Source organism: Streptomyces canus (assembly GCF_001514145.1).
In the GTDB taxonomy this organism is placed as follows: Bacteria; Actinomycetota; Actinomycetes; order Streptomycetales; family Streptomycetaceae; genus Streptomyces; species Streptomyces canus.
Map to the genome: position 1 here is coordinate 533825 of NZ_KQ948656.1, position 23963 is coordinate 557787.

At 70.3% G+C, this 23963-nt stretch carries 20 protein-coding genes and 1 pseudogene; 7 read left to right on the forward strand and 14 right to left on the reverse strand.

Features of this window, described 5'->3' with window-relative positions:
* Positions 1 to 53 precede the first annotated feature (53 nt).
* Complete coding sequence (locus AQJ46_RS02340) at positions 54 to 1085, forward strand: 2-hydroxyacid dehydrogenase (RefSeq protein ID WP_059203941.1); 1032 nt, start codon at positions 54 to 56, stop codon at positions 1083 to 1085.
* 168 nt (positions 1086 to 1253) lie between these two features.
* Entirely contained in the window at positions 1254 to 1931 is a 678-nt protein-coding gene (locus AQJ46_RS02345) for an SDR family NAD(P)-dependent oxidoreductase (RefSeq protein ID WP_059203942.1), read from the forward strand.
* A 64-nt stretch (positions 1932 to 1995) separates the two neighbouring features.
* Here the strand turns inward: AQJ46_RS02345 and AQJ46_RS02350 are convergent, their stop codons facing one another.
* Genes AQJ46_RS02350 through AQJ46_RS02365 form a run of 4 tightly spaced genes read right to left on the reverse strand, consistent with a single transcriptional unit; the run spans position 1996 to position 7683 of the window.
* Positions 1996 to 3966 carry an acetoacetate--CoA ligase gene (locus AQJ46_RS02350; protein WP_059203943.1) on the reverse strand — a complete coding sequence of 657 codons (1971 nt, stop codon included), beginning with the start codon at positions 3964 to 3966 and terminating at the stop codon, positions 1996 to 1998.
* Entirely contained in the window at positions 3963 to 5546 is a 1584-nt protein-coding gene (mhpA, locus tag AQJ46_RS02355; RefSeq protein WP_059203944.1) for a bifunctional 3-(3-hydroxy-phenyl)propionate/3-hydroxycinnamic acid hydroxylase MhpA, read from the reverse strand. The genes AQJ46_RS02350 and mhpA overlap by 4 nt, the downstream gene beginning before the upstream one ends.
* A 7-nt stretch (positions 5547 to 5553) precedes the next feature.
* Complete coding sequence (locus AQJ46_RS02360) at positions 5554 to 6504, reverse strand: fumarylacetoacetate hydrolase family protein (protein ID WP_059203945.1); 951 nt, start codon at positions 6502 to 6504, stop codon at positions 5554 to 5556.
* Between the two features lie 30 nt (positions 6505 to 6534).
* Positions 6535 to 7683: a VOC family protein gene (locus AQJ46_RS02365; RefSeq protein ID WP_059204394.1), complete on the reverse strand. Its 1149-nt coding sequence runs from the start codon at positions 7681 to 7683 to the stop codon at positions 6535 to 6537.
* Positions 7684 to 7817: 134 nt separating this feature from the next.
* On the opposite strand from AQJ46_RS02365, the gene AQJ46_RS02370 reads away from it, so the two are divergent.
* A complete protein-coding gene (locus AQJ46_RS02370; protein ID WP_208616859.1) occupies positions 7818 to 8453 on the forward strand; it encodes a TetR/AcrR family transcriptional regulator in 636 nt (211 codons plus the stop codon).
* A gap of 377 nt (positions 8454 to 8830) precedes the next feature.
* On the opposite strand, the pseudogene AQJ46_RS02375 reads toward AQJ46_RS02370, so the two are convergent.
* The 10 genes and pseudogenes from AQJ46_RS02375 to AQJ46_RS02420 form a co-directional block, all read right to left on the reverse strand.
* A pseudogene (locus AQJ46_RS02375) lies at positions 8831 to 9807 on the reverse strand (glycoside hydrolase family 6 protein); the annotation flags it as partial.
* A gap of 234 nt (positions 9808 to 10041) precedes the next feature.
* Entirely contained in the window at positions 10042 to 10599 is a 558-nt protein-coding gene (locus tag AQJ46_RS02380) for a LutC/YkgG family protein (RefSeq protein ID WP_404828354.1), read from the reverse strand.
* Positions 10600 to 10673: 74 nt separating this feature from the next.
* Positions 10674 to 12173, reverse strand: coding sequence for a LutB/LldF family L-lactate oxidation iron-sulfur protein (locus tag AQJ46_RS02385; RefSeq protein WP_059203947.1), 1500 nt, complete (start codon positions 12171 to 12173; stop codon positions 10674 to 10676).
* Entirely contained in the window at positions 12170 to 12910 is a 741-nt protein-coding gene (locus AQJ46_RS02390; RefSeq protein ID WP_059203948.1) for a (Fe-S)-binding protein, read from the reverse strand. The genes AQJ46_RS02385 and AQJ46_RS02390 overlap by 4 nt, the downstream gene beginning before the upstream one ends.
* The gene (locus AQJ46_RS02395) at positions 12901 to 13809 is read right to left on the reverse strand and encodes an amidohydrolase family protein (protein ID WP_059203949.1); all 909 of its coding nucleotides are present in this window, start codon (positions 13807 to 13809) and stop codon (positions 12901 to 12903) included. The genes AQJ46_RS02390 and AQJ46_RS02395 overlap by 10 nt, the downstream gene beginning before the upstream one ends.
* Positions 13806 to 14117 (reverse strand): L-rhamnose mutarotase, encoded by a 312-nt coding sequence (locus tag AQJ46_RS02400; protein WP_059203950.1) that lies wholly within the window; start codon positions 14115 to 14117, stop codon positions 13806 to 13808. Before AQJ46_RS02400 ends, AQJ46_RS02395 begins: the two co-directional genes overlap by 4 nt.
* Complete coding sequence (locus AQJ46_RS02405; protein WP_059203951.1) at positions 14114 to 15142, reverse strand: aldo/keto reductase; 1029 nt, start codon at positions 15140 to 15142, stop codon at positions 14114 to 14116. Before AQJ46_RS02405 ends, AQJ46_RS02400 begins: the two co-directional genes overlap by 4 nt.
* Complete coding sequence (locus AQJ46_RS02410) at positions 15139 to 15897, reverse strand: SDR family NAD(P)-dependent oxidoreductase (protein ID WP_059203952.1); 759 nt, start codon at positions 15895 to 15897, stop codon at positions 15139 to 15141. Before AQJ46_RS02410 ends, AQJ46_RS02405 begins: the two co-directional genes overlap by 4 nt.
* Entirely contained in the window at positions 15894 to 17231 is a 1338-nt protein-coding gene (locus AQJ46_RS02415) for an L-fuconate dehydratase (RefSeq protein WP_059203953.1), read from the reverse strand. Before AQJ46_RS02415 ends, AQJ46_RS02410 begins: the two co-directional genes overlap by 4 nt.
* 14 nt (positions 17232 to 17245) lie before the next feature.
* Positions 17246 to 18097, reverse strand: coding sequence for a fumarylacetoacetate hydrolase family protein (locus AQJ46_RS02420; protein WP_059203954.1), 852 nt, complete (start codon positions 18095 to 18097; stop codon positions 17246 to 17248).
* An 827-nt stretch (positions 18098 to 18924) separates the two neighbouring features.
* Here AQJ46_RS02420 and AQJ46_RS02425 point away from each other — a divergent pair.
* The 4 genes from AQJ46_RS02425 to AQJ46_RS02440 all read left to right on the forward strand — a co-directional run bounded on the left by AQJ46_RS02425 (position 18925) and on the right by AQJ46_RS02440 (position 23558).
* The gene (locus tag AQJ46_RS02425) at positions 18925 to 19974 is read left to right on the forward strand and encodes a sugar ABC transporter substrate-binding protein (protein ID WP_059203955.1); all 1050 of its coding nucleotides are present in this window, start codon (positions 18925 to 18927) and stop codon (positions 19972 to 19974) included.
* A gap of 134 nt (positions 19975 to 20108) precedes the next feature.
* Entirely contained in the window at positions 20109 to 21722 is a 1614-nt protein-coding gene (locus tag AQJ46_RS02430) for a sugar ABC transporter ATP-binding protein (RefSeq protein WP_079072082.1), read from the forward strand.
* A gap of 2 nt (positions 21723 to 21724) precedes the next feature.
* On the forward strand, positions 21725 to 22768 hold the full coding sequence (locus AQJ46_RS02435; protein ID WP_059203956.1) for an ABC transporter permease: 1044 nt from the start codon (positions 21725 to 21727) through the stop codon (positions 22766 to 22768).
* A gap of 88 nt (positions 22769 to 22856) precedes the next feature.
* Complete coding sequence (locus AQJ46_RS02440) at positions 22857 to 23558, forward strand: FadR/GntR family transcriptional regulator (protein WP_059203957.1); 702 nt, start codon at positions 22857 to 22859, stop codon at positions 23556 to 23558.
* Positions 23559 to 23963: the final 405 nt, after the last annotated feature.

A 23963-nucleotide genomic window follows, 5' to 3' on the forward strand; every position in this document is an offset into this window, starting at 1 on the left:
GTTTCGCCCTCTCCCGCGCGCTCTTGATTCCGCCACCCGAAACGGAGTTCCGCATGTCCGGCACACCCTCCCACCGCCCCCGCGTGGCGGTCAGCCGCAACGGCCTTCCAGGAGAGGGCGTCGAGCGCCTCTCCGCCCGCTGTGATGTCACCGCCTGGGCGGGAACCGCACCGCCGACGCCCGCCGAGCTGGCCGGGCTGGTCCGGGGCTGCGAGGGCATGCTCGTCCTGGGCGCCGACCGCGTCGACGCGGCGCTGCTCGACGCGGCGGGGCCCGGCCTGCGGGTCGTCGCTCTCGCGTCAATGGGCTACGACGGTGTCGACGTCGCAGCCGCCGTGGCACGAGGAGTCGTCGTCACCCACACCCCTGAGGTGCTCGCCGACACCACCGCCGACGTCGCGATGGCACTCATCCTCATGGCCCGACGTCGCCTGCCCGCCGCCGCTGACGCGCTGCGCCGCGGTGCATGGGGCGCCTTCCGCATGGACGCGTTCCTCGGGCTCGACGTGCACGGAGCCACCCTCGGGCTGATCGGCTACGGCCAGATCGCCCGTGCCGTCGCCCGCAGGGCCGCCGGCTTCGGCATGCGCGTGCAGCACCACCACCCGCGGCGCAAGGAAGAGGACGAGCTGTCCCGCTGGGTACCGTTCGGCGAACTGCTGCGGACCAGCGACGTGGTGTCCGTGCACACCCCACTGACGGAAGAGACCAAGGGCATGATCGGCACCGCCGAACTCGCCTTGATGAAGCCGACCGCGACCCTGGTCAATACCGGACGCGGTGGCGTGGTGGACGAACAGGCCCTGCTGGTGGCCCTGCACCGAGGACAGCTGCACTCGGCGGGACTGGACGTGATGACAGGCGAGCCGCGTACAGACCCTTCTGACCCGCTGCTCCATGAGCCGCATCTGGTGGTGCTGCCACACGTCGGTTCGGCGACCGAGGCGACCCGCGCCGCGATGGTGGACCTGGCTGCCCGCAATGTCACGGCAGTGCTGCACGGACACCCGGCCCCCACCCCGATCCCGGGCACCCCGGACCTGCCCGGAAGGCGCGTCGCCGCGGTGGACCTCACGGGCTGGTGACGTGGCGCCGCGCCCGCGCCCCAACGCAGCACCTTCTCGGCAATCGGATTGACCTATCCGCTTTTGGTGCTAGCCTGGCTTCAGCGAGTCGGAGAGACCTATCCGTTTCCGAAACGGATAGGTCTATCCGAATCTTGCTTCCCTACCGCGCCTTACGAAAGGTTCGCTGTGACCAGCATCGCCATCATCGGAGCCGGCCCCCAGATGGGCATGGCCATCGCCCGCACCTTCGGCTCCCAGGGGCTCGACGTCGCCCTCATCTCCCGCAACCGCGCCAAGCTCGACGGCCTCGTCGCCACGCTCACCGCCGAGGGGATCACGGCCGCCGCCTTCCCCGCTGACGTCCTCGACCATGACGCACTCTCCCAGGCACTCAAGGACGCCGCCGCCAGGTTCGGCGGCATCGACGTCCTCGAGTACTCCCCGCTCGCCGTGGAATCCACCGTGCTGGCCAGTCCGGCCGAGAGCGACCCCTCCCACATCCAGCACGAGATCGAGGTCCAGCTGTACGGGGCCATGGCCGCCACCAAGGCCGTACTACCCGCGATGCGCGAGGCCGGCTCGGGCACCCTGCTCTACACGACCGGCGCCGGCTCCCTCGACCCGCTGCCGATGGTCGGCAATGTCAACGCCGCCGCCGCGGCACTGCGCAACTGGGTGGTCAACCTGCACAAGGAACTGGACGGCACCGGCATCCAGGCCGCCCACGTCGCCATCGACGTGGCGCTCGACGGCAGCTCGATCGACCCGAATCTGAAGGCGGCCGCGCCCGAGGCAGTCTCCTCCGTCTACTGGGAGCTGCACACCACCCAGCGCGACCAGGCGGAGATCGTCTACAGGGGCTGAGGCCGCGTCGACCAGGGAGAAGGCATCCGCTCCCTCCTGAAAGCGACGGTGATCTGGGCCGTTCTCATACCTCGGCGCTCTTCCGGCTACGGTGTTCGGCGCCCAGGCGGGCGTAGTGCTCGATCAGGTCGGGGGCGTCCACGACCGCCGGGTTGACGACCTGCTCAACCCGGGCGCCCTGGAGCAGGCGCTTGACCGGGACTTCGAGCTTTTTGCCCGTGCGGGTGTGCGGAACTCCCGGCACCTCGAGGATCTCGTCGGGCACGTGGCGCGGTGAGGCACCGGTGCGGATGGCGTCGCGGATCTTCTCGCGGAGGGCGTCATCGAGGGTCACCCCGGCCGCGAGGACCACGAACAGCGGCATCCAGTAGCCGCCATCGGGTTGCTCCGCGCCGATGACCAGTGCCTCGATGATCTCGGGCAGGCGTTCGACGACGTCGTGGATGTCGGCGCTGCCCAGCCGGACACCGTTGCGGTTCAGCGTGCTGTCGGAGCGGCCATGGACGATCACCGAGCCGTGGCCCGTGACGGTGATCCAGTCGCCGTGCCGCCACACGCCGGGGTAGGAGGAGAAGTAGGCGTCGCGGTAGCGGGTGCCCTCCGGGTCGTTCCAGAAGTACAGCGGCATCGACGGCATCGGGCGGGTGACGACCAGCTCGCCGACCTGATCCACCACCGCAAAGCCCTCGGCGTCGTATGCGGCCAAGGCCACGCCGAGGTGGGGTGCGGACAACTCCCCGGCCCAGACCGGGGTGTTGGGTGCGCTGCCCGCGAAGCCGGACACGACGTCCGTCCCTCCGCTGATCGACGCGAGCAGCACGTGGTCGCCGACATGGTCGCGGACCCAGGGATAGGCGGAGGCGGGCAGGGCGGAGCCGGTGCAGCCGACCACGCGGATCGAGGACAGGTCGTACACCGAGGGGTCGACGCCGAACTTGGCCATGCCCAGCAGGTATGGGGGGCTGGTGCCGAAGACGGTCACCCGGTGGCGCGCGGCCAGCCTCCACAGGGTGTCGGGGTGGGCGAGGGGTGCGGGACTGCCGTCGTACGTGCAGGTCGTGGCACCCGTCAGCAGGGTGGAGGCGACGAGGTTCCACATCATCCAGTGGGTGGTGGTGTACCACAGGAGGCGGTCTCCGGGGCCCAGGTCGGAGTGCAGGCCGAGGGTTTTGAGGTGCTCCAGCAGGACGCCGCCGTGGCCGTGCACGATGCCCTTCGGCAGGCCGGTCGTGCCGGAGGAGAACACCACCCACAGGGGGTGATCGAACGGCACCGGCGTGCAGGACAGTTCCTCGGTGCGGGTGGCCGCTTCCTCCCACGGCACCACCGGCGACAGGTATGCCCGTGACGGCCAGGGCAGGCCCACATGGTTCACCAGCAGGGTTGCCTTCAAGGTCGGAAGCGCGCCGGCGAGTTCGAGGGTGGCGTCGCGGCGGTCGTGGCCGGTGCCGTTGAAGAAGTAGCCGTCGGCTGCGATCAGGACGGTGGGTTCGAGCTGGGCGAAGCGGTCGGCGGCCGCCTTGGGGGCGTAATCCTGTCCGCACACCGACCACACCGCGCCCAGGCTCGCGGCGGCGAGGAAGGCCACGATCGCGTGCGGGGTGTTGGGCAGGTAGCCCACGACCCGGTCGCCCTCGCCGACGCCCAGCTCGCGCAAGGTGGCGGCGACGGCAGCGACCTGGGCTCGCAGCTGGCGCCCGGTCACCTCGTAGCAGGAGCCGGTCTCGTCGAGGGCGATGATCGCCACGCCGTCGTCGGCGAGGTTCCGCAGGGCGTGGTGGGCGTAGTTGAGAGTGGCGCCGGGGAACCAGCGGGCGCCCGGCATGGTCTCCTCCGCCAGCACGCGCTCGTACGGCGTGTCCGCGTCGATGTCGAAGTACTCCCACACCGCGCCCCAGAAGCCCTCCAGATCGGTGACCGACCATTGGTGCAGGGCCGCGTAGTCGCGGCCGGCCATCCCGGCGTGGCGGGCGAAGTCCGTGATGTTGCTGTCCGCGATGGCCTGCGGATCGGGCGTCATGAAGGGCAGGGTCATCGTGTGGCGCTCCTCAGAAGGTGGTCGTCGGCGGTCCGTCGGGGCGGGAGAAGGCTGCGCGTCGTGTGCAGGAGGGCCGCCCAGGCGGCGGTGTCGGTGAAGTCGCGCCCGCCGGCGGGGACGACGTCCATGACGACGCGATCGGGGCGCAGCAGTACGGCGTCCGCCCGGCCCGCGTGCAGCCAGGCGGCGAGTGTGCCGTCGTCGCCCAGGTCGGTCACGGAGATCGCCCGGCCGCCGAGCCCGTGGGCGACGGTGTCGAGCGAGGACCAGGGTTCGGCGGCGGTCAGCACGGCGAAGGAGTCGCCGAGCACCTCGTCGAGGCGGGTTCGCCGTCCGTCGGCGGTGATCCAGGGTTGCGGGCAGTGGGTGCCCACCAGACCTCTGCGGATGCGCCGTCGGACGAGGGGCCCGGCGGTGAGGGGCGGGCTGAGGTCGCGGCCGGCCGCCGCGGTCAGTCCGGGTATGCGGCAGGCCGCGGCCAGGAGTCTGCGGCGCAGCACGGCGGCACCGTCCTGTCCACCGGTCATGGCCCAGCCCATGGCGACCGCGAGCCGGATCATCTGCCGGGCGTGCGGCTTGCGTTCGCGCTCGTAGGTGTCCAACAGCGGCTCGTTGCGGCCCTGTTCGAGGACGCGGGCGAGCTTCCAGGTGAGGTTGTAGGCGTCCTTGAGGCCCGCGCACAGCCCCTGCCCGATGAACGGCGGGGTGAGGTGGGCGGCGTCGCCGAGGAGAAAGACCCGGTCCCGGCGCCACCGGTCGGCGATCCGTGCCCGGAAGGTGTACTGCGTCTCACGGACGACCTCGAAGTCCCCGTCGTAGGAAGGCGGCAGCCACGGAGCGACCAGCTCACGCACCGGCGTCTCGCCGTCCCCCAGCCGGAACTCCCAGCGGTAGCGGTGCTCGCCGACGCGCATGAAGGTCGCCGGGCGGTGCGGGTCGCAGACCTGGTCGACGCCCTCCCAGCAGCGGACGTCGGCTTTCGTCCGGACGTCAATGACGGTCCAGCGTTCCTCGAAGCGCAGGTCCTCCCATACGGCGCCGATGGCGTCGCGGGTGAGGCCGTTGGCGCCGTCGCAGCCGAGGACCGCCTCGGCCCACAGCTGGTGTTCGCCGTCGTCGTCGCGGTAGGTCACGCGCACGGGGCCGGCGGTGTCCGGGCCGATGCCGGTGACCTCCGCGCCGCTGCGCAGTTCGCACTCCGGGTGCCGGGCCAGGGCGTCACGCAGCAGTCGTTCCAGCTCCGGCTGGTCGAACATGCTGGTCTGGGGGTAGCCGTGGTGGCCGTGCTCGGAGCGCCGGAACTCGGCCATCACCCGGTGCCGGGCGTCCAGCAGCCGCAGCCCGTGCGCCGGTCGGGCGATCGCGGCGAACTCCTCCCCCACACCCGCGGCCTGGAGGATCCGGCGCACCTCGTCGTCGGTGGCGACGGCGCGCGGGAGCGGGTAGACGTCCTGGTGCCGTTCGAGGACGACGCTGCGGACGCCACGCCGGGCGAGGAGGAGGGCGGCGGTCACGCCCACCGGTCCGGCGCCGATGATCACCACGGGTACGTCCGTCCCGTTGCGTTCGAGGGTCACGTGCGGCTCACTTCGGGTCTTGTCGCGGGTCGGCGACGGGCGTGCGCTGCTCGCCGAGCTCGATCCGGCCGTCGGGGGTCGCGATCGTCGCGGTGATCACGTCACCTGGGTGCAGGTAGTGCGGGTTCTTCGCCTGGGACTTGAAGAACGCCTTCCACTTCACGGCGGGCGGCAGCAGCGCGCCGATCTTCTCGACGGGCTTGGGCGGGGCCTTGAGGGCCGTGCCGCCAGGTGTGCCGGTCAGCAGCAGGTCGCCGGCATCGAGGGCCTGGAACCGGGCCAGCAGGGTGAGGGCCTGGGCCGGGCGGACGATCATGTCGGCGAGGGTGCGGTCCTGACGCAGGTCGCCGTTGACGCTCAACTTCAGCCGCAGATCGAGGAGATGGGCGAAGTCCTCCGGCTCCAGAAGGGCCAGGTGGGGCCCGGTCGGGGTGAAGGTCGGGTAGGACTTGCTCTCGTAGAACTGCGTCTTCGTCAGCTGTACGTCGCGGGCGCTGACGTCGTTCGTGATCACCAGGCCGGCTACGTACGACGGCAGGTCCCGTTCCTCGACCACGGTCCCCACCGGCAAGGGCACGCCCATGACCAGGCCGAGTTCGATCTCGTAGTCGAGGAACCTCACGTGCTCGGGGCGCACGATGGCGTCGCCGGGTCCGCTGACCGAGCCGGACGCCTTGCGGAAGAAGGCGGGCGGGATGTCCCCGGTGAAACCCGAATCGCGGGCGTGGCTGCGGTAGTTGACCATCTGGGCGACCACCCGGCAGGGACTCGTGACCGGCGAGAGGGCGACCAGGCCGGCGACGGGCGTGCCCGCGTCACCCGAGACAGCCGCCTCCTGTACGGCGTCACGGTCGGCGATCAGCTCGGCGGTGGTGACGGCCTTGGTGTCGACGGGGACGGCCCGGTCGCCGAGGACGACCCACCATCCTTCGGCGGTGCGCAGGACGTTGGTGCTCATGTCAGTGCCTTTGTGAGGGGGGTTGGGGGTTCAGGACTTGGTGGCCTTGAGCAGACCGAGCAGGCGCGCCGGGTCCATCTCGTTGTCACCGCGCAGGGCCTGGATGACCTGGCGGATCCGCTGCGGGGAGGGGCTCGCGCCGAGGAAGTCACGCGTGGCGGGCGGCCCCCACTGGGCCAGCCCGGTCGTCGACATGGGCGCCCATCCGGGTTCGACGTCACAGGAGAACAGGTCGCCGTCGGCGAAGTGCTCCAGCATGAAGCGGTCGGGATCCCGCCAGTAGTCGAACAGCTGACTGCCCTGGATGTGCCGGCCGATACCCCAGCTGCGTCGGTAGCCGCGCTCCTTCAGGTATTCGCCGCCGGCGGCGATCGAGTCCAGGTCGGTGACCTGGTAGGCGGAGTGGACATAACCGGTCCCCGGCCCCAGGTGCATCGCCAGGGTGTGGTGATCGGCGGGCACGCTGCCGAGGTCGCAGCGGATGAACGCCATGGTGGGGCCGCGGTCCCGCTGTCCGTCGAGGAACAGGAAGTCGGAGACGATCATCCCGAGGGTGTCCAGATACCAGGACAGCGCCTGGGCGAACACCCTTGTCTCCAGCACCACATGCCCCAGCCGCTGGATGCGGGACGGCTCGCGCGGCGGGCGCTGCGTGGCGTTCGTACGGCGGTGCTCGGTACCGAAGTTGAGCAGCAGCGGCTGCTGCTCGGGCAGCGCGGGAAGCTGCTCGCCGCAGTGCACCACCCGCACCGGGAAGCCCGAGGGGTCGAGCAGATCGACGGCCTTGCCTCCGCCGGGCACGCCCACGTCGCGCACGTCGGTGCCGGTGGCCCGCGCCAGGCGGTCCAGATCGGCCCGCTCCGCCGCGCGGAACGCCGGGCCGATGAACCGGGAGGAACGCCGCCCGCGCCGGATCACCACGCACGGTGTGCCGGCGAAGGTGCCGCGCAGCCACAGCTCGCTCTCGGTGCGCGCGGCGACGCCGAAGCCGAAGTCCCGGGCGAAGACCTCGGCCCGTTCCAGGTCGGGCTTCTCGAACTCCAGCCAGGCCAGGTCGGCCACCTTGATCACGGGATTGCGGGAGCGTCCTGGGTGTTCGCCGCGCAGGGCTCCTCGTTCGCTGTGCAGATCCTGGTGGGCCGTCCTGGCAGCAGGACCGTGGACGCGGGTTTCAGACATGGTGCCCTCCAGCAACATTGCCGTAATGATGAAATCATCAAGTTTGACAGCTTCGTCGTCAAGACGTTCACCGAGGGAAATGATGAATTCATCAGACCTGCTGCCGTCATCGCCCTCGTGGGTAGACTCCGCGCATGCCTACGTCAGCCCCGCCCAGCAACCGGTTCGAACGGCGCCGCGCCGAGACCCGTGGCGCCCTCATTCGTGCCGCCCGGCAGATACTCGCCGAGACCGGGGACACCGGGGCCAGCATCCAGGCGATCGCGGAGCGCGCCGACGTCGGCTTCGGCTCCTTCTACAACCACTTCCAGTCGAAGACCGAGTTGTTCGAGGCGGCGGTGGTGGACGCCCTGGAGGAGTTCGGCCAGAGCTTCGACGAGCGCCTGGCCGGGATCGACGACCCGGCCGAACTCGTCGCGGCGGGCTTCCGGCTCAGCGCCCGCATGGCCGACTCGCACCCGGAGCTGATGCAGGTCCTGCGCCGTCGCGGCCTCGGACACCTCCACTCGGACAACGGTCTGGTCCGGCGGGCACTGCGTGACCTCGAGATCGGCATGGCCTCCGGCCGCTTCACCGCCCTCGACCCCGCGGTCGCCCTGTCCGCACTGGGCGGGACCCTGCTGTCCCTGGTGGAGCTGCGGTTCGCCCGCCCCGACCTGGACGGTGACGAGGCCGCGGTGAACCTGGCCGAGATGGTCCTGCGCATGCTGGGCGTGCCACCCGACGAGGCCCACGAGGTCGCCCGACGGCCCCTTCCTGACGCAGCATGACCGGCACCTGCCCGCTCACACCCTGTGCGGGCTGAGCGGGCTTCCCTACCGGATCGCCAGCAGACCAGACCTTGAGGCCGAATCCCGTCCGTCAGGAGTCGCGATCGGCTGCTGCCCCCAGCCTTGGTATTGCAGTGGTCTCAATCGTTGGTGGCCTCCCGGTGTGTGTGCGAGTGTTTCGTCGTCTCCGCCGCCCATGCCGTCTTCGTCTGAGCAGGATGCCGGCCCGCCACCCCGGGCAGAACCGAACGCCACGTCCACCCGAGCCGATTGCCGTGTCGAGTTCGCGGCGCAGAGCGCTGGATCCGCCGGGATCCGACCCTCGGCTCAGGGCCGAGCCGGAACCGACCCCGGCGGTCGCGCACCGCGTCAGCAGGTCACGGCAGCGGCGGGTAGGCGTTCTGGACCAGCTGCTGGAACTGGGCGGAGAACCAGCGTCCGGCCAGCGGCGAGTTCGGCAATGCGCCCGTGGGGTTGTTGCCGTTGCGAGGATTGCCGCCGTACGTCGGGGCGCACATCCGGTCGAAGCCCTTGCCCTCGTCATGGGGAACGGCGGCGCTGTTGCCGTCCGACTCCCCCGGCGGCCTGACCTACACGTAGGCGTCGATACCGGCGGCCGGAGCCGCGGTCGGCCGTTCGCCGATGCCTGCGCCGCTCCGGTTGCACCAGTTGCCGGCGTGGATGCGCCGGTCGATGCGGCCGGCGTCGACGTAGCCGTCCACGATGGTCTGCGTTCCGGGGCCGCTGGGCCGGGCGGAGCCGCCCCAGCCGTTGCGCGAGGTGTCGATCAGCATGCCGAGTCCGGAATCGAATCCGGCCGCGACGAGCTTGTCGCGCATCGCCTGGGCGAAGGACTGCTCGTCCACGTACTGGTTCCAGTCCACCCACTTCGACTGGCGTACGGTCTGACCGTTCACCGTGTCGGTGACCTTGAGGTACGGCTCCTTGGTGGGACGGTAGTTCGCAGTGTTGACGATAAAGCCGGTCACGTCCTTCACGCTCGCGCCGTTCGTCGTCGCGACCTTGGCGAACTCCCGCACCGCGGGGGCGAGGTTGCTGTCCCAGCCGAGCCAGCCGTGGTGGCCGGCGTCGATGTAGTGGTAGACGTTCGGGATGGCGCCCAGCTTGTCCAGGGCGTAGGAGACGCCCTTCTCGTAGTTTCCGTTGGCCTTCATGGCCACACTGCCGCCGGCGTTGGTGACCAGGTTGGGCAGCGAGTCGGGCTCGATGACCGTGGCGATCCGCAGGCCGCGTACTTGGATTCGGACAGGATCGACGCGATCGGGTCGATGTACTGGGACTTGTACCTGTCGAGGTCGTTGGGACTCAGCTCGCCGTTGGAGGCGAGGGCGGCAGCCTTGATGAGGGAGCGCCTGCTGAGGGGTGCGGAGGACATCGTGCGGCTCCTGGAGGGGGAAGGTACGCAGGGGACGGGAACTTCTTACCCATGACTCCAAGGACATAGGATGTATTAACAGACACATCAACGCACCATGCCTAGAGCGAAGATACAGAATTCAGAAAACCCCAGTTCAAGACGACTCGCCTTAAAGTTACGGGCGACACACATGGGATGTATATCGACGGGCTACGCGTCCTCGACCACGACGATGTCGAGCGTCCTGGGCCCGTGCACGCCTTCGACACGGTCCAGTTCGATGTCGCTGGTGGCCGAGGGGCCGGAGATCAGCGTCAACGGACGGTAGGGGTCGAGCAGCCCCAGTGCCTCGGGTACGTCGGGAGCGATCTGGTCCGCCCTGACCACACAGATGTGCTGGTCCGGAAGCAGGGTGAGGATCCGCCGCCCCTGGCCAGGACCGTGGTCGAGCGTCACGGTGCCGGTCACGGCGATGGCGGTGGCGACAGTGGTGACCACGGCATCCGCCGCGTCGAGTTGTCCGACCGTCAGCGACGGGACATCCGTCAGCAGGGACCAGGGCCCCCGCGGAACCAGGTCCTCGGGAAGCCCGTACGGCACCACCAGGGACCGTGCGCCGGTGCGGGCCAGTGCACGACCGACCGCGGCCGCGGCATCGGTCGCCGGGACACGGACCACGGTGGCGCGGTACTCGGCGGCACGCTCGGCGAACAGTCCGACAACGTCCGGTCCCGCGTGGTCGGCGCGCTGGACAGACGCAAGGGGCACGTCCCCGGGGCGCTCGGAACCGGGAACTCCGGACAGCGCTCCCCGAATCGCGCTCAGGACACTCTCGCGGCCGTTCATCGTCGTGCCTTCCCCTCCGCCGCCGTACGGGCGTCCTCACTCGTCGGTGTTCTCGTACGGCGCCACCAGGCGCGCAGGGACTCGCGGGCCGGCACCGGGGTGTCCCGGGTGCCGGACCAGACGGCGAACGGACCGGGCAGGGCGCCGATCCGGCCGTCACGGGCCACCAGCCGGGCTCCCACGGCGGCCAGGCGCTGTACGGCGGCCAGCCGCCGCGGTGAGCCCAGGACGGCGCCCGCCGCCTTCATGGCGAGTCCTTCGGTCGTGGGGAGCAGCCGGCCCCGGCGTTTGGCTTCCACAGCCTCGGCGCGCAGGTGGACCAGCACCTCCGGAATGTTGATCTTCACGGGGCAGGCGTCGTAACAGGCACCGCACAGGGTCGAGGCGAAGGGCAGCGAGGCCGCGTTCTCGATGCCGACGAGCTGCGGGGTCAGGACGGCTCCGATCGGCCCGGGGTAGACCGAACCGTAGGCATGGCCCCCCGTGCGCTCGTACACCGGGCAGACGTTGAGGCAGGCCGAGCAGCGGATGCAGGCGAGGGCCTGGCGGCCGACCTCGTCGGAGAGGGTGGCGGTACGGCCGTTGTCGAGCAGCACCAGGTGGAAGTTCTGAGGACCGTCTCCCTCGGTGACGCCGGTCCACAGCGAGGTGTACGGGTTCATCCGCTCACCGGTCGACGAGCGGGGCAGGAGCTGGAGGAACACGTCCAGGTCGGCGAAGGACGGCAGGACCTTCTCGATGCCCATGACGGTGATCAGGGTCTCCGGCAGGGTCAGGCACATCCGCCCGTTGCCCTCCGACTCCACCACGGCGATCGTGCCGGTGTCGGCGGCCGCGAAGTTGGCTCCCGAGACGGCGACCTTGGCGCGCAGGAACTTCTCCCGCAGGTGCAACCGGGCCGCCTCGGCGAGGTCACGGGGCTCGTCGGTGAGGTTCTCGGGGGCGGGCCTGCCCCACTCCCCCATCTCGCGCCGGAAGATCTCCCGGATCTCGGAGCGGCCCCGGTGGATGGCCGGCACGAGGATGTGCGAGGGACGGTCGCCGCCCAACTGCACGATGAGTTCCGCGAGATCGGTCTCGTAGGCACGGATGCCCGCGTCCGCGAGCGCCTCGTTGAGGCCGATCTCCTGGGTCGCCATCGACTTGACCTTGACGACCTCGTCCTCACCGGTCTGCTGCACCAGATACGTGACGATGCGGTTGGCCTCGGCGGCGTCCGCCGCCCAGTGGACCACTCCCCCGGCGGCGGTCACCGCCTTCTCGAGGCGCAGGAGATGGTGGTCGAGATGGCGCAGGGTGTGACTCTTGATCGTCGCGGCCGTCTCCCGCAGTTCCTCCCAGTCCTCCAGCTCGGCGGCGACCGCCAGCCGCTTGTCCCGGATGGTGCCGGTCGCGCGGCGCAGGTTCGTCCGCAGCCGGGTGTCGGCGAGCGCGGAGCGCGCCGCCTCGGGGAAGGCCGGAGTGCCCAGCCATACGACGTTGTCGGCACCGCTCACCGCATGTCCCCTTCCGTGGCGGCCAGGATCTCGGCCAGGTGCATCGTGCCGACGCCGGTTCGGAGCCGGGACAGGCCGCCGCCGATGTGGGTGAGACAGGAGTTGTCCCCTGCGGACAGGATCTCGGCGCGGGTGTCCTGCACATGGCGCATCTTGTCGGCGAGCATCGCGTTGGACACGTCCGCGTTCTTCAGGGCGAAGGTGCCGCCGAAGCCGCAGCAGGACTCCGCGTCGGGCAGTTCGACCAGGTCGATGCCCTTCACGGCGCGCAACAGCCTGAGCGGCCGGTCACCGACGCGGAGCATCCGCAGCGAATGGCAGGTCGGGTGGTAGGTGACGCGGTGCGGGAAGTAGGCGCCGACATCGGTGACGCCGAGGACGTCGACGAGGAGTTCCGACAGCTCGTACACCGTCGGGACCACCTGCTCGACCGCCTCGGCGAGGGCGGCGTCGCCGTACTGGGCCGCCACCACGCGGTGGTGGTCGCGCACCATGCCCGCGCAGGACCCGGAGGGGGCCACGACCGCGTCGTAGCCCGCGAAGACCTCGGCGAAACGGCGGACCATGGGCAGGGTCTCGGGGCGGTAACCGGTGTTGAAGTGCATTTGGCCGCAGCAGGTCTGGCCCTGCGGGAACTCCACGGTGTGGCCGAGGCGTTCCAGCAGTTCGGTCACCGCGCGACCGGTGCGGGGGAACATCGTGTCGTTGAAGCAGGTGATGAAGAGGGCTATGCGCATGGGGTTTCCTGGTGCGGGGCCGGCGGTGCGGGGACGGGCAGGTGGTAGGTCCGCACGGCCGTGCCGGTGAAGACGTCGTGGCGCTCGGCCGGTCCGAGTCCGGCCGTCAACTCGCTCGCTACGGCGATCACCTCGGCGTACGTGGCGGCGAGCCGGCAGACCGGCCAGTCGGAGCCGAACATCAGCCGCCCGGGTCCGAAGGCGGCGAGCACGGTGTCGGCGTATGGGGTGAGCGCCGCGACGGTCCAGCTGTGCCAGTCGACTTCGGTGACCATGCCGGAGAGTTTGCAGACGGTGTTGGGGAGGGCGGCCAGGCGCCGGATCTGCTGTGCCCAGGGGGCGAGTTCGCCCGAGGCGATGGGCGGCTTGCCGAGGTGGTCGAGGACGAACGTGAGGCCGGGCAACTGCTGCGCGGCCTCGACGGCCGCCTCGAGTTGGTGGGGCTGCACCACGAGGTCGTGGACGAGTCCCGCCTCCGCGACCGCGGCAAGGCCGCGCAATACGTCCGGACGTACGAGCCAGCGCGGGTCCGGCTCGCCCTGTACCTGGTGACGGATGCCCACCAGATGCTGCCCTCCGGTGCCCGCGCGCAGGTCCGCGAGGGTCTCGGCGACGTCGGGTGCGGTCAGGTCGGTCCAGCCAACGACTCCCGCGACCAGGTCGCTCTCCGCGGCCAGGGCCAGAAACTCCGGGGTCTCCTCGGGCACGGTGATCGTCTGTACCAGCACCGTGGCGGTGACACCGGCGGCGCGGGCCTCCGGCACCAGGTCGGCGAGGGTGAAGTCGCGCCGCAGCGGGGCGAGTTCGGCCCCGCTGATCCAGTCCTGGTCGCGGACGGACAGGTCCCACACGTGGTGGTGGGCGTCCACGATGCCGGGCCCCGTCTCCGCTGGGGTCACAGCTGCCACACCACCGGCAGCGAGGCGTCCGCGCCCAGCGCGGAGTAGTCGTGGACGACGTCGAGCAGGTCGGCCATCCGGGCCTGCCAGGCGATGTTGACGGGCAGCTTGTCGAGTTCGGCGATCATCGCCTGGTAGTCCTCGACCTCCAGCACGTGGAACAGGTCCGTTCCGCTGCGCCAGATCGTCCATGCGCTCACGCCCGCGGCGCGGATGGCGGCGGTGAGTTCATCGGGCACCTCCTGGTGCGCGGCGTCGTACTCCTCGACGCGGTCGGCACGGACCTTGGTGTGCAGGGCGACCTTCATGAGGGCTCCTTCGGCGGCATGGCTCCCCCTACCGGTGTCGCGGCGGGGACGGGAACGCCCGGGTCCAGCAGGCCCTCGGCGCGCAGTTCGTCCCACAGCGCGTCCGGAATCGGGCGAGCCAGCTGCTCCACCGTGTCGTGCACCTCGAGCGGGGACCGCGCTCCGGTCAGGACGCTCGCGACCGCGTGATGGCCGAACGGGAAGCGCAGCGCGGCGGCCCGCAGCGGCACGCCGTGGCGCTCGCAGACCGCCAGCAGCCTGAGCGCCCGGTCGAGCACCGGCTGCGGAGCGGGTGCGTAGTCGTACGTGGCGCCCGGCCGGGGAGCCGTCAGCAGCCCGGAATTGAACACCCCGCCGATGACCACGCTCCGGCCGCGGGCGGCCGCCTCCGGGAGCAGTTCGGTGAGCCCGTCCTGTTCCAGGAGGGTGTAGCGGCCGGCCAGCAGCACGACGTCGATGTCGGTCTCGCGCACGAACCGGGCGGGCAGCGCGGACTGGTTCATCCCGACGCCGATGGCTGCGATCACACCTTCGGCGCGCAGCCGCTCCAGTGCCGGGTACGCCTCGCGCAACGCCTGCTCTACGTGGTCGTCCGGGTCGTGCAGCAGGGCCACGTCGACGCGGTCGACGCGGAGACGGTCCAGGCTTGCCTCCATGGAGCGCAGCACCCCGTCGGCGCTGAAATCCCAGACCCGGCGGTGGGTGGCCGGGACGGCGAAGCCGTGGGCGAGGTCGTCGCCCGCGCCGCCACCCGGATGCGGCACGAGGAGCCGGCCCACCTTGGTGGAGAGGGTGTAGGTGTCACGGGGGCGGTCCCGCAGCGCGGCGCCGAGCCGGCGTTCCGACAGGCCGAGACCGTAGTGGGGCGCGGTGTCGAACGTGCGGATTCCGGCGTCCCAGGCCGCGTCCACCGTGGCGTGGGCGGCCTCGTCGGTGACCGGGTGGAAGAGGTTGCCGAGGGCGGCACAGCCCAGCGCCAGTTCCGAGACCGGTACCGCGGTGCCGCCCAGCGCGGTGGTCCTCACGACCGGTCCACCGGGCGCAGCCGCAGTCCCTGCATGCCGCCGTCCACCGCGAGGGCGGTGCCGGTGACGGACGCCGCGCCCGGACTCGCCAGGTACACGATCGCGGCCGCCACCTCCTCGGCGGACACCAGACGGCCCATCGGCTGGCGGGCGTCGAGGGCCGCGCGCTCGGCCTCCGGGTCGTCGGCGGCGTCCAGCAGCCGGGACACCCAGGGGGTGTCGGCGGTGCCGGGGTTCACGCAATTGACACGGATGCCCTCACGGACGTGGTCGGCGGCCATCGCCAGGGTGAGCGACAGTACGGCGCCCTTGCTGGCGGAGTACAGGGCACGCTGCGGCAGTCCCGCGGTGGCCGCGATGGAGCAGGTGTTGACGACGGACGCGTGCGCGGAGCGGCGCAGGTGGGGCAGAGCGGCGCGGGTGGTGCGGACGATGCCGAGGACGTTGACGTCCAGGACCCGGTGCCACTGCTCGTCGGTGTTGTCCTCGACGGTGCCCGCCGCCCCGATGCCCGCGTTGTTGACGAGGATGTCGATGCCCCCGAGCCGCGTCACCGCCGCGTCCACGGCGGCACGCACGGAGGCGTCGTCGCCGACGTCTGCCTTGAAACCGAGCAAAGGTGCGCCGGCGCCGTCCGGATCGAGGTCGAGCACGGCCACCGCCGCGCCCTGCGCCGCCAGTGCGCGGGCCGTGGCCAGCCCGATGCCGGACGCGCCTCCGGTGACGAGTGCCCTGAGCCCTGACAGATCGGTCATGCCGCATCCTCCTGAGCGGCGCGGTCGGCCACCCAGAACGCGCCGTCCGGGTAGCGGTACTCGGCGATGGACTCCTCGTGCATGGTGGCGGAGAAGCCCGGCGCGAGCGGCGCGGTGTAGTGGCCGTCGCGGATGACCACGGGCACGGTGAAGTGCTGGTGGAGGTGGTCGACGTACTCGATCACGCGGTTCTCGGTGGTCCCGGACAGCGCCAGGTAGTCGAACATCGACAGGTGCTGCACCAGCTCGCACAGGCCCACTCCGCCGGCGTGCGGGCACACCGGCACGCCGAACTTCGCGGCGAGGAGCAGGATCGCGAGGTTCTCGTTGACGCCGCCGACGCGGGCCGCGTCGATCTGGAGGACGTCGATGGCGCCGGCCTGGAGGAGCTGCTTGAAGACGATGCGGTTCTGCACGTGCTCGCCGGTCGCGACCTTCACGGGGGAGACCGCCTGCCGTACGGAGGCGTGTCCGAGGATGTCGTCGGGGCTGGTGGGCTCCTCGATCCAGTACGGGTCGAACTCGGCGAGCGCCTTGGTCCACTCGATCGCCTCGTCCACGTTCCACCGCTGGTTGGCGTCGATGGCGATGCGGATGTCGTCGCCGACGGCGGCACGGGCGGTGCGCAGGCGTCGGATGTCGTCGTCGACGTCGGCGCCGACCTTGAGCTTGATCTGGGTGAAGCCGTCCGCGACGGCCTGCTTGGCCAGCCGGGTGAGCTTGTCGTCGGAGTAGCCGAGCCAGCCCGGGGAGGTGGTGTAGCCCGGGTAGCCGCGCTCCCGCAGGATCGCCTCGCGCTCGGCAAGCCCTGGGCGGCCCTCGCGCAGGAGGGTGAGCGCGTCCTCGGGGGTGAGAACATCGGCGATGTAGCGGAAGTCGACCTGGGAGACCAGCCACTCCGGGGCGGCGTCGGCGAGCAGCTTCCACAGCGGCTTGCCCTCCCGCTTGGCGGCCAGGTCCCACGCGGCGTTGACCACGGCACCGATCGCCATGTGCATCACGCCCTTCTCTGGGCCGAGCCAGCGCAGCTGGCTGTCGCCGATCAGGTCGCGGCTGAGTGAGCCCGGGTCGGCGCACAGCTCCTGGACGTCACGGCCCATGAGATGGGGCCGCAGCGCGTCGATCGCGGCGACCTGGACGTCGTTACCGCGTCCGATGGTGAAGGTGAAGCCATGGCCTTCGTGTCCGTCTCCGGCGTCGGTGCGGAGCACGACGTAGGCGGCGGAGTAGTCGGGATCCGGGTTCATCGCGTCGGAGCCGTCCAGTTCCCGGGAGGTAGGGAAGCGGACGTCGTAGGTGTCGACGGCGGTGATCCGTACAGGTGTTGCAGTCAAGGGGGTGCTGCCTTTCACGCTTGGGCGAAGGTCTGGCGCTGGCTGCCGAGGCCGTCGACGGAGAGCTCGACGGTGTCGCCGGGGCACAGGAAGGGAGTGCCGGGAAGGCCGAGGGCCACACCCGCGGGTGTACCGGTGTTGATCACGTCGCCGGGCTCCAGGACCATGTACTGACTCAGGTACGACACGATGTGGTCGACCGGGAAGACCATGTCGCTGGTGTGGCCGTCCTGCCGCTTCACGCCGTTGACGCTCAGATGCAGGCCGAGGTTCTGCGGGTCGCCGACCTCGTCGGCGGTGACCAGCCACGGGCCGAGCGGGTTGAAGGTCTCGCAGGACTTGCCCAGGTCCCACTGCGGCGAGTACTCCAGCTGGAACTCCCGCTCCGAGACGTCATGGCTGATCGCATACCCCGCGATCACGGCCCGCGCGGCCTCAGGGCCGTCGAGGTAGCGGGCCCGCCGGCCGATGACGACCGCCAGCTCGACCTCCCAGTCGGTCTTGACCGAGCCGCGGGGGATCAACACCTCGTCGTAGGGGCCGACGACCGTGCCCGGGTCCTTCATGAACACCACCGGGCGCGCCGGGATCGCCGCACCGGTCTCGGCGGCGTGGTCGCGGTAGTTCAGCCCGACGCAGATGACCTTGCCGGGGCGCGTGACGGGTGCGCCCACCCGCAGGCCGTCCTGTTCGAGCTCGGGCAGTTCTCCGGCCGCAACGGCCGCACGGGCCCGGTCGACTCCACCGGAGGCGAGGAAAACGCCGTCGATGTCCGGAGTCACGGAGGACAGATCCAGCAGCCGGCCGTCGTCGGTGCGGACGGCGGGCCGCTCCTCACCGGGGGCGCCGACTCGTAGCAGTTTCACTGGGGGAGCTCCCTTGCCATGCGGGATTCGTCTGAGGGGTGGTCGGCCGTAGAGCCGGCTCTCACGCATCCGCATGGACAGTCATCGGATGTATGGCGGCACAGTGACCATAGATGCGGAGATCCGCACCTGACAAGAATTCCTCGGGTGTATTTCCTCGACTTGGCCAGTCAAGCGCTCACGCCGGCTGATCTCCCAAGCTCACGCATGGCCACGAGGTCGACACACACCACGCCATCCGATGAATCCAGAGTGGAGCCAGAACGGCTCCGTCCCTGGTGGAACGATGGTGAGCGGGCATGTCATCGACCTCTACAGGGTGACACGGCCGCCTTGAGGCGCTCCCGCCTGCCTCGCCCCACCGGCCCAGACCGCCGCCCCGTTGCCCAATTGTGAGCTACGGCAGCGCATCGCCCGTCCCGTACGGGGGCCACGAATGCGCAGGTCACAAAGGTGTCGGCGCGACCCCCCGGGTCCGGAGAGGCGACTTCCCCGGCCCGGGGAGCCATGTCCCGCAAATCTCTGGTGGCGAACTCTTGTCAACCTCGGCAACGTCGTCGTAACGTCCTCGACGTCCCGAGATACATCGGAGGAATGGTCGCATCGCCCCATGCGACTGTTCGGCCCGCATCCGTGCACCGCTTCGCCTCCGATCCTCGGTCCCCCTGACTCACCCTCACCTCCGACCCTGCCGGGCATGATCCGCGCGCTTCCGCTCCGGATCGGCACCTCCCATCCGGCGTGACCTCGCCCTCCCCGCAGGCAGGTTCGTCCCCTCCCACCCTCGCCCTGCGGCCCTGTGCCCTGGCTAAGGAGAGAACACGGCCATGAAGCTCGCTCGCACCCGCTCCACCGCTGCAGCCGCCACCACCGTCCTCGCGGTACTGGCCCTCGCCACCGCGTGCAACCGCGAAAGCACCGGTTCGGTCGCCGCGGACGGCGGCAAGCCCGCCATCGGCATCGACCTGCCGCGCTCGGACTCCGACTTCTGGAACTCCTACGCGCAGTACATCGACAAGGACGTCAAGGCCGACGGCATCAAGGCCCTGCCGATCAGCAACTCGCAGAACGACGTCACCAAGCTGGTCGCCAATATGCAGGTGTTCCAGAACACCGGCGCCAAGGCCGTCGTCATGGCCCCCCAGGACACCGGCGCCATCGCCTCCACCCTCGACACCCTCGCGTCGAAGAAGATCCCGGTGGTCAGCGTCGACACCAGACCCGACAAGGGCGACGTGTACATGGTGGTCCGGGCCGACAACCGGGCCTACGGCACCAAGGCCTGTGAGTTCCTCGGCAAGCAGCTGGGCGGCAAGGGCAAGGTCGCCGAGTTCCAGGGCGCGCTGGACTCGATCAACGGACGCGACCGCTCCGAGGCCTTCGCGGAGTGCATGAAGACGAAGTTCCCGAAGATCAAGGTGTTCGAGCTGCCCACCGACTGGAAGGGCGACGTGGCCTCCGCCAAGCTGCAGAGCCTGCTCGCCCAGCACCCGGACCTGAACGGCATCTACATGCAGGCGGGCGGCGTCTTCCTGCAGCCGACCCTGGCTCTGCTGGAGCAGAAGGGCCTGCTCAAGCCCGCCGGGCAGAAGGGCCACATCAGCATCGTCTCCAACGACGGCATCCCTCAGGAGTTCGACGCCATACGCAAGGGCCAGATCGACGCCACCATCTCCCAGCCCGCCGACCTCTACGCCAAGTACGCGCTGTACTACGCCAAGGCCGCAGCCGACGGCAAGACCTTCCAGCCGGGCAAGACCGACCACGACTCCACCATCATCAAGCTGCCCAACGGCCTGGAGGACCAGCTGCCCGCGCCCCTGGTCACCAAGGACACCGTCGACGACAAGTCGCTGTGGGGCAACAACGTCGGCTGACGACCGACAGCGACCGCCCGCCGCGTCGGGGAACGGAGACCCCCGTCCCCGACGCGCAGCCCGCCGCACCCCGCCCCGGCTGCACTCCCACGCCCCTCGGCCCCAGCCTCCGTACACGAAGGACGGTATCCACCATGGCGGACACCGCGACCACCCCGCCGACCGGCCCCGGCACCCCGGCCCCGGTGGCCGAGGCGACCGGCATCAGCAAACGATTCGGCGCGACCGTCGCGCTGCGCGACGCCCGTATCATCGTCGCCCCGGGCGAGTCGCACGCCCTGGTCGGACGCAACGGCGCCGGCAAGTCGACACTCGTGTCCATCCTCACCGGCCTCCAGCAGCCCGACACCGGAACCCTGCGCTTCTCCGGCGAACCGGCGCCCGACTTCGGCGACATCGACGCCTGGCGCTCCCGGGTCGCCTGTGTGTATCAGCGCTCCACCGTCATCGGTGACCTGACCGTCGCCGAGAACCTCTTCCTGAACCGGCAGAGCGCCGGGGCGGTGCAGCCCATCCGTTGGCGGCAACTGCGCCGACGAGCCGAGGAGCTGCTCGCGGAGTATGGCGTGGCCGTCAACCCCGCCAAGCGGGCCAAGGAGCTCACCGTCGAACAGCGGCAGTTCGTGGAGATCGCACGGGCCCTGTCCTTCGGTGCGCGCTTCATCATCCTCGATGAACCGACCGCCAAACTCGACGCCCGCGGCATCGACCGGCTCTTCGAAAAGCTCCGCGACCTCCAGCGCCAGGGTGTCGCCTTCCTGTTCATCTCCCACCACCTGCAAGAGGTCTACGACCTCTGCAGCACGGTCACGGTCTACCGGGACGCGGCCCACATCCTCACCGCCCCCGTCGCCGAACTCGGTCACCAGGCGCTGGTGGAGGCCATGACCGGCGAGTCGGCCTCCAAGGTCACCGCCACCATCGGCGAGCGTCTCGCCCCGCGGTCCGACTCCGCGGAACTCCTGGCGATCGACGGCCTGACACTGCCCGGTGTCTGCGAGGACATCTCCCTCTCGGTCGGCTCCGGCGAGGTCGTCGGGCTGGCCGGCGCAACAGCGAGCGGCAATGTGCAGGTGGGTGAGGCCATCGCCGGTCTGCACCGCGCCAAGGACGGACGCATCACGGTCGGTGCCAGGACCGTACGCACCGGCAGCGTGCCTTCCGCGCTCGCCGCCGGAGTCGGGCTGGTCCCCGAGGACCGCCACCTCCAGGGGCTGGTGAACAACCGCAGCGTGGCGGAGAACGCGACACTGACCGTCACCGCCCAGCTCGGCCCGTTCGGCACGGTGCTGCCCGCCCGTACCAAGGCGTTCGCCGGACGCATGATCCGGGACCTCGACATCAAGACGCCGGGAGCCGCCACGCCGGTCTCCGCCCTCTCCGGCGGCAACCAGCAGAAGGTCGTCGTCGCCCGCGCCCTGGCCACCGACCCTCACGTGCTGGTGGCCATCCGCCCGACCAACGGCGTGGACGTCAAGTCCAAGGAGTTCCTCCTGGGCCGCATCCGGCAGGTCGCGGACGACGGCAAGGCCGCGCTGATCGTCTCCGACGAACTGGACGACCTGAAGGTCTGCGACCGGGTCGTCGTCATGTTCCACGGACGCGTGGTCGCAGAGTTCGACCACGGCTGGAAGGACGAGGACCTCGTCGCCGCCATCGAAGGGGTCTCCGGCGAGGCGGCCCCCGTCACCACGTTCCCCGCATCCGCCGTACCCGCCTCATCCGGCGCAGACGAGCACGGAAGGTAGTCATGTCCGCCACCACAGATCTCACCGAGCCCGCAGTGAGCCCGGCCGAGCCGGCCGCCGCGGACGTCACACGCCGCCGGGTCGACCTCGGGCGCTTCCGTGAACTGTCCCTGGTCCCGGCGATCCTCGTCCTGGGCCTGATCGGGTTCATCGTCTCGCCGGCCTTCCTCACCTCCGACAACCTCATCGGTGTGCTCCAGCAGTCCACCGAGCTCAGCCTGCTGGTCCTCGCCACGACCTTCATCCTGATCAGCGGACGGATGGACCTGTCCCTGGAGTCCACCATCGGCGTGGCCCCTGTCATCGCCGTGTGGCTCGTGCTGCCGACCAGTGGCGGACGGTTCAACGGACTGGGTCTTCTCCCCGAGTGGACGGCGGTCCCGCTCTGTCTGCTGGTCGGCGCCCTCATCGGCGCCGTCAACGGCTTCCTCATCCTCAAGCTGCGCCTCAACGGCTTCATCGTCACCCTCGGCGCCCTGACCATGCTCCGCGGGCTGCAGGTCGCCCTCTCCGAGGGCCAGTCCATCGTGGAGCTGCCCTCCTCCTTCACCTACCTGGGCAAGGCGTCCTGGCTGGGCATGCCCGCCGCCATCTGGGTGTGCGGGCTGCTCTTCGCCATCGGCGGCAGCGCCCTGGCCTGGCTGCGGCACGGCCGGGCGCTGTACGCGATCGGCGGCAACTCGGAGGCCGCCCGCACCGCGGGCATCCGGGTCGACCGCATCGTGTGGATCGTCCTCATCGCCGGCAGCGTCCTCGCCGCGTTCGCCGGCATCCTCTACAGCGGCCACTACGGCTCCATCTCCGCCACCCAGGGCAGCGGCTGGATCTTCCAGGTCTTCGCCGCGACCGTCATCGGCGGCGTCAGCCTCAACGGCGGCAAGGGCTCCGTGTTCGGCGCGCTCACCGGTGTGCTGACGCTCCAACTGGTCGTGAACGTCATGACGTTGGCGGGCGTACCTCCGCTGTGGAACCAGTTCCTCAACGGCGCCATCATCATCGTCGCCCTGATCATCTCCCGGTTCGCTTCCGGCGAGAAGCAGGAATAGCCACGCGCGGACCGGCGGCTCCGCCCGCCACGGGGCACACCCGGCGGAGCCGCCGGCCGGCATTCCCCCCACTCAGAGAGGCTCCGTCGTGGCACTCACGGACGAGGCGATCGACAAGATCAAGGCGATGATCGTCGCCGGTGAACTCGCACCCGGCTCCCGACTGCCCAAGGAGGAGGACCTCGCAGGACAGCTCGGCCTGTCCCGGAACTCCCTGCGCGAAGCCGTCCGGGCACTGACCGCCATGCGGATCCTGATCACCCGGCAGGGCGACGGCACGTACGTGTCCAGCCTGGAGCCCCATCTCCTGCTGGAAAGCCTCTCCTTCGCCGCCGACGTCTCCCAGGGCCACACGGCTCTGCAGCTGCTCCAGGTACGCCGGCTGCTCGAACCGCAGGCGACAGGGCTGGCCGCCGCGCTGCTGAAGCAGAAGGATCTCCAGGAACTGCGCAACATCCTCGACCGGTCCCGGACCGTCACCACCGTCGAGGAGTTCGTCGCCCACGACATCGCCTTCCACCTCAGGATCGTCGAAGCCGTCGGCAACCCCGTGCTGTCGATGCTGCTGCAAGTGCTCTCCACCCGCACCCAGCGTGTCCGTATCGTCCGCGGCAGCCAGGCCGATCACGCCCTCAACAACGCCCACGACGACCACGAGCAGATCCTCAGCGCGCTTCAGTCACGCGACGCCCTGCTCGCCACCGCTGCGGCGACCGTCCACATCACGGCCGTGGAGCAGTGGCTGGCCAGCAGCCTGACCGACGACCCGACACGAGCGATCGTCGACTGACCTCACGCACCCCGAAGGCAGGAGCAGGCCGAGTTTCGGCTTGAAGCCGATGCGACCTACCCGGCGCCCTGGGCGAGGAGCAGTTCGACGTCATCATCGACCCCGTCGGCGGACGCCAGCGGACTGCCCTCGTCGTCGGCGCCCCGGAGGCGGCACTCACGACAGTGAAGGGCTGCCTGCAGTACTCGAACGCACCACGTCGCGCAGGGAGCCCTGTCGGCGTGGCTGCGTTCTTTCGAAGGACCGGCGTTCACTTCGGACGGCGTCGGCGGGAGCAGGTCACCCGGGACCGCGGCCGGAGTGCGGCACAAGCGGCCCGATCCGACCGGTTATCCGAACAGCCGCCGCTGGACGGCACGCCGGTAGTCCCTGATGGCCTCGTAGATGGCCGCATGCTCCTCGACC

What these genes read in the sequence shown, in the direction of transcription:
- AQJ46_RS02390 (WP_059203948.1), bottom strand. Translation starts at nt 12,910, where the DNA reads ATGCGCATAGCCCTCTTCATCACCTGCTTCAACGACACGATGTTCCCC.
- AQJ46_RS02360 (WP_059203945.1), bottom strand. Translation starts at nt 6,504, where the DNA reads ATGAGCACCAACGTCCTGCGCACCGCCGAAGGATGGTGGGTCGTCCTC.
- AQJ46_RS02400 (WP_059203950.1), bottom strand. Translation starts at nt 14,117, where the DNA reads ATGAAGGTCGCCCTGCACACCAAGGTCCGTGCCGACCGCGTCGAGGAG.
- AQJ46_RS02425 (WP_059203955.1), top strand. Translation starts at nt 18,925, where the DNA reads ATGAAGCTCGCTCGCACCCGCTCCACCGCTGCAGCCGCCACCACCGTC.
- AQJ46_RS02350 (WP_059203943.1), bottom strand. Translation starts at nt 3,966, where the DNA reads ATGACCCTGCCCTTCATGACGCCCGATCCGCAGGCCATCGCGGACAGC.
- AQJ46_RS02435 (WP_059203956.1), top strand. Translation starts at nt 21,725, where the DNA reads ATGTCCGCCACCACAGATCTCACCGAGCCCGCAGTGAGCCCGGCCGAG.
- AQJ46_RS02410 (WP_059203952.1), bottom strand. Translation starts at nt 15,897, where the DNA reads ATGACCGATCTGTCAGGGCTCAGGGCACTCGTCACCGGAGGCGCGTCC.
- AQJ46_RS02430 (WP_079072082.1), top strand. Translation starts at nt 20,109, where the DNA reads ATGGCGGACACCGCGACCACCCCGCCGACCGGCCCCGGCACCCCGGCC.
- AQJ46_RS02370 (WP_208616859.1), top strand. Translation starts at nt 7,818, where the DNA reads ATGCCTACGTCAGCCCCGCCCAGCAACCGGTTCGAACGGCGCCGCGCC.
- AQJ46_RS02365 (WP_059204394.1), bottom strand. Translation starts at nt 7,683, where the DNA reads ATGTCTGAAACCCGCGTCCACGGTCCTGCTGCCAGGACGGCCCACCAG.
- AQJ46_RS02340 (WP_059203941.1), top strand. Translation starts at nt 54, where the DNA reads ATGTCCGGCACACCCTCCCACCGCCCCCGCGTGGCGGTCAGCCGCAAC.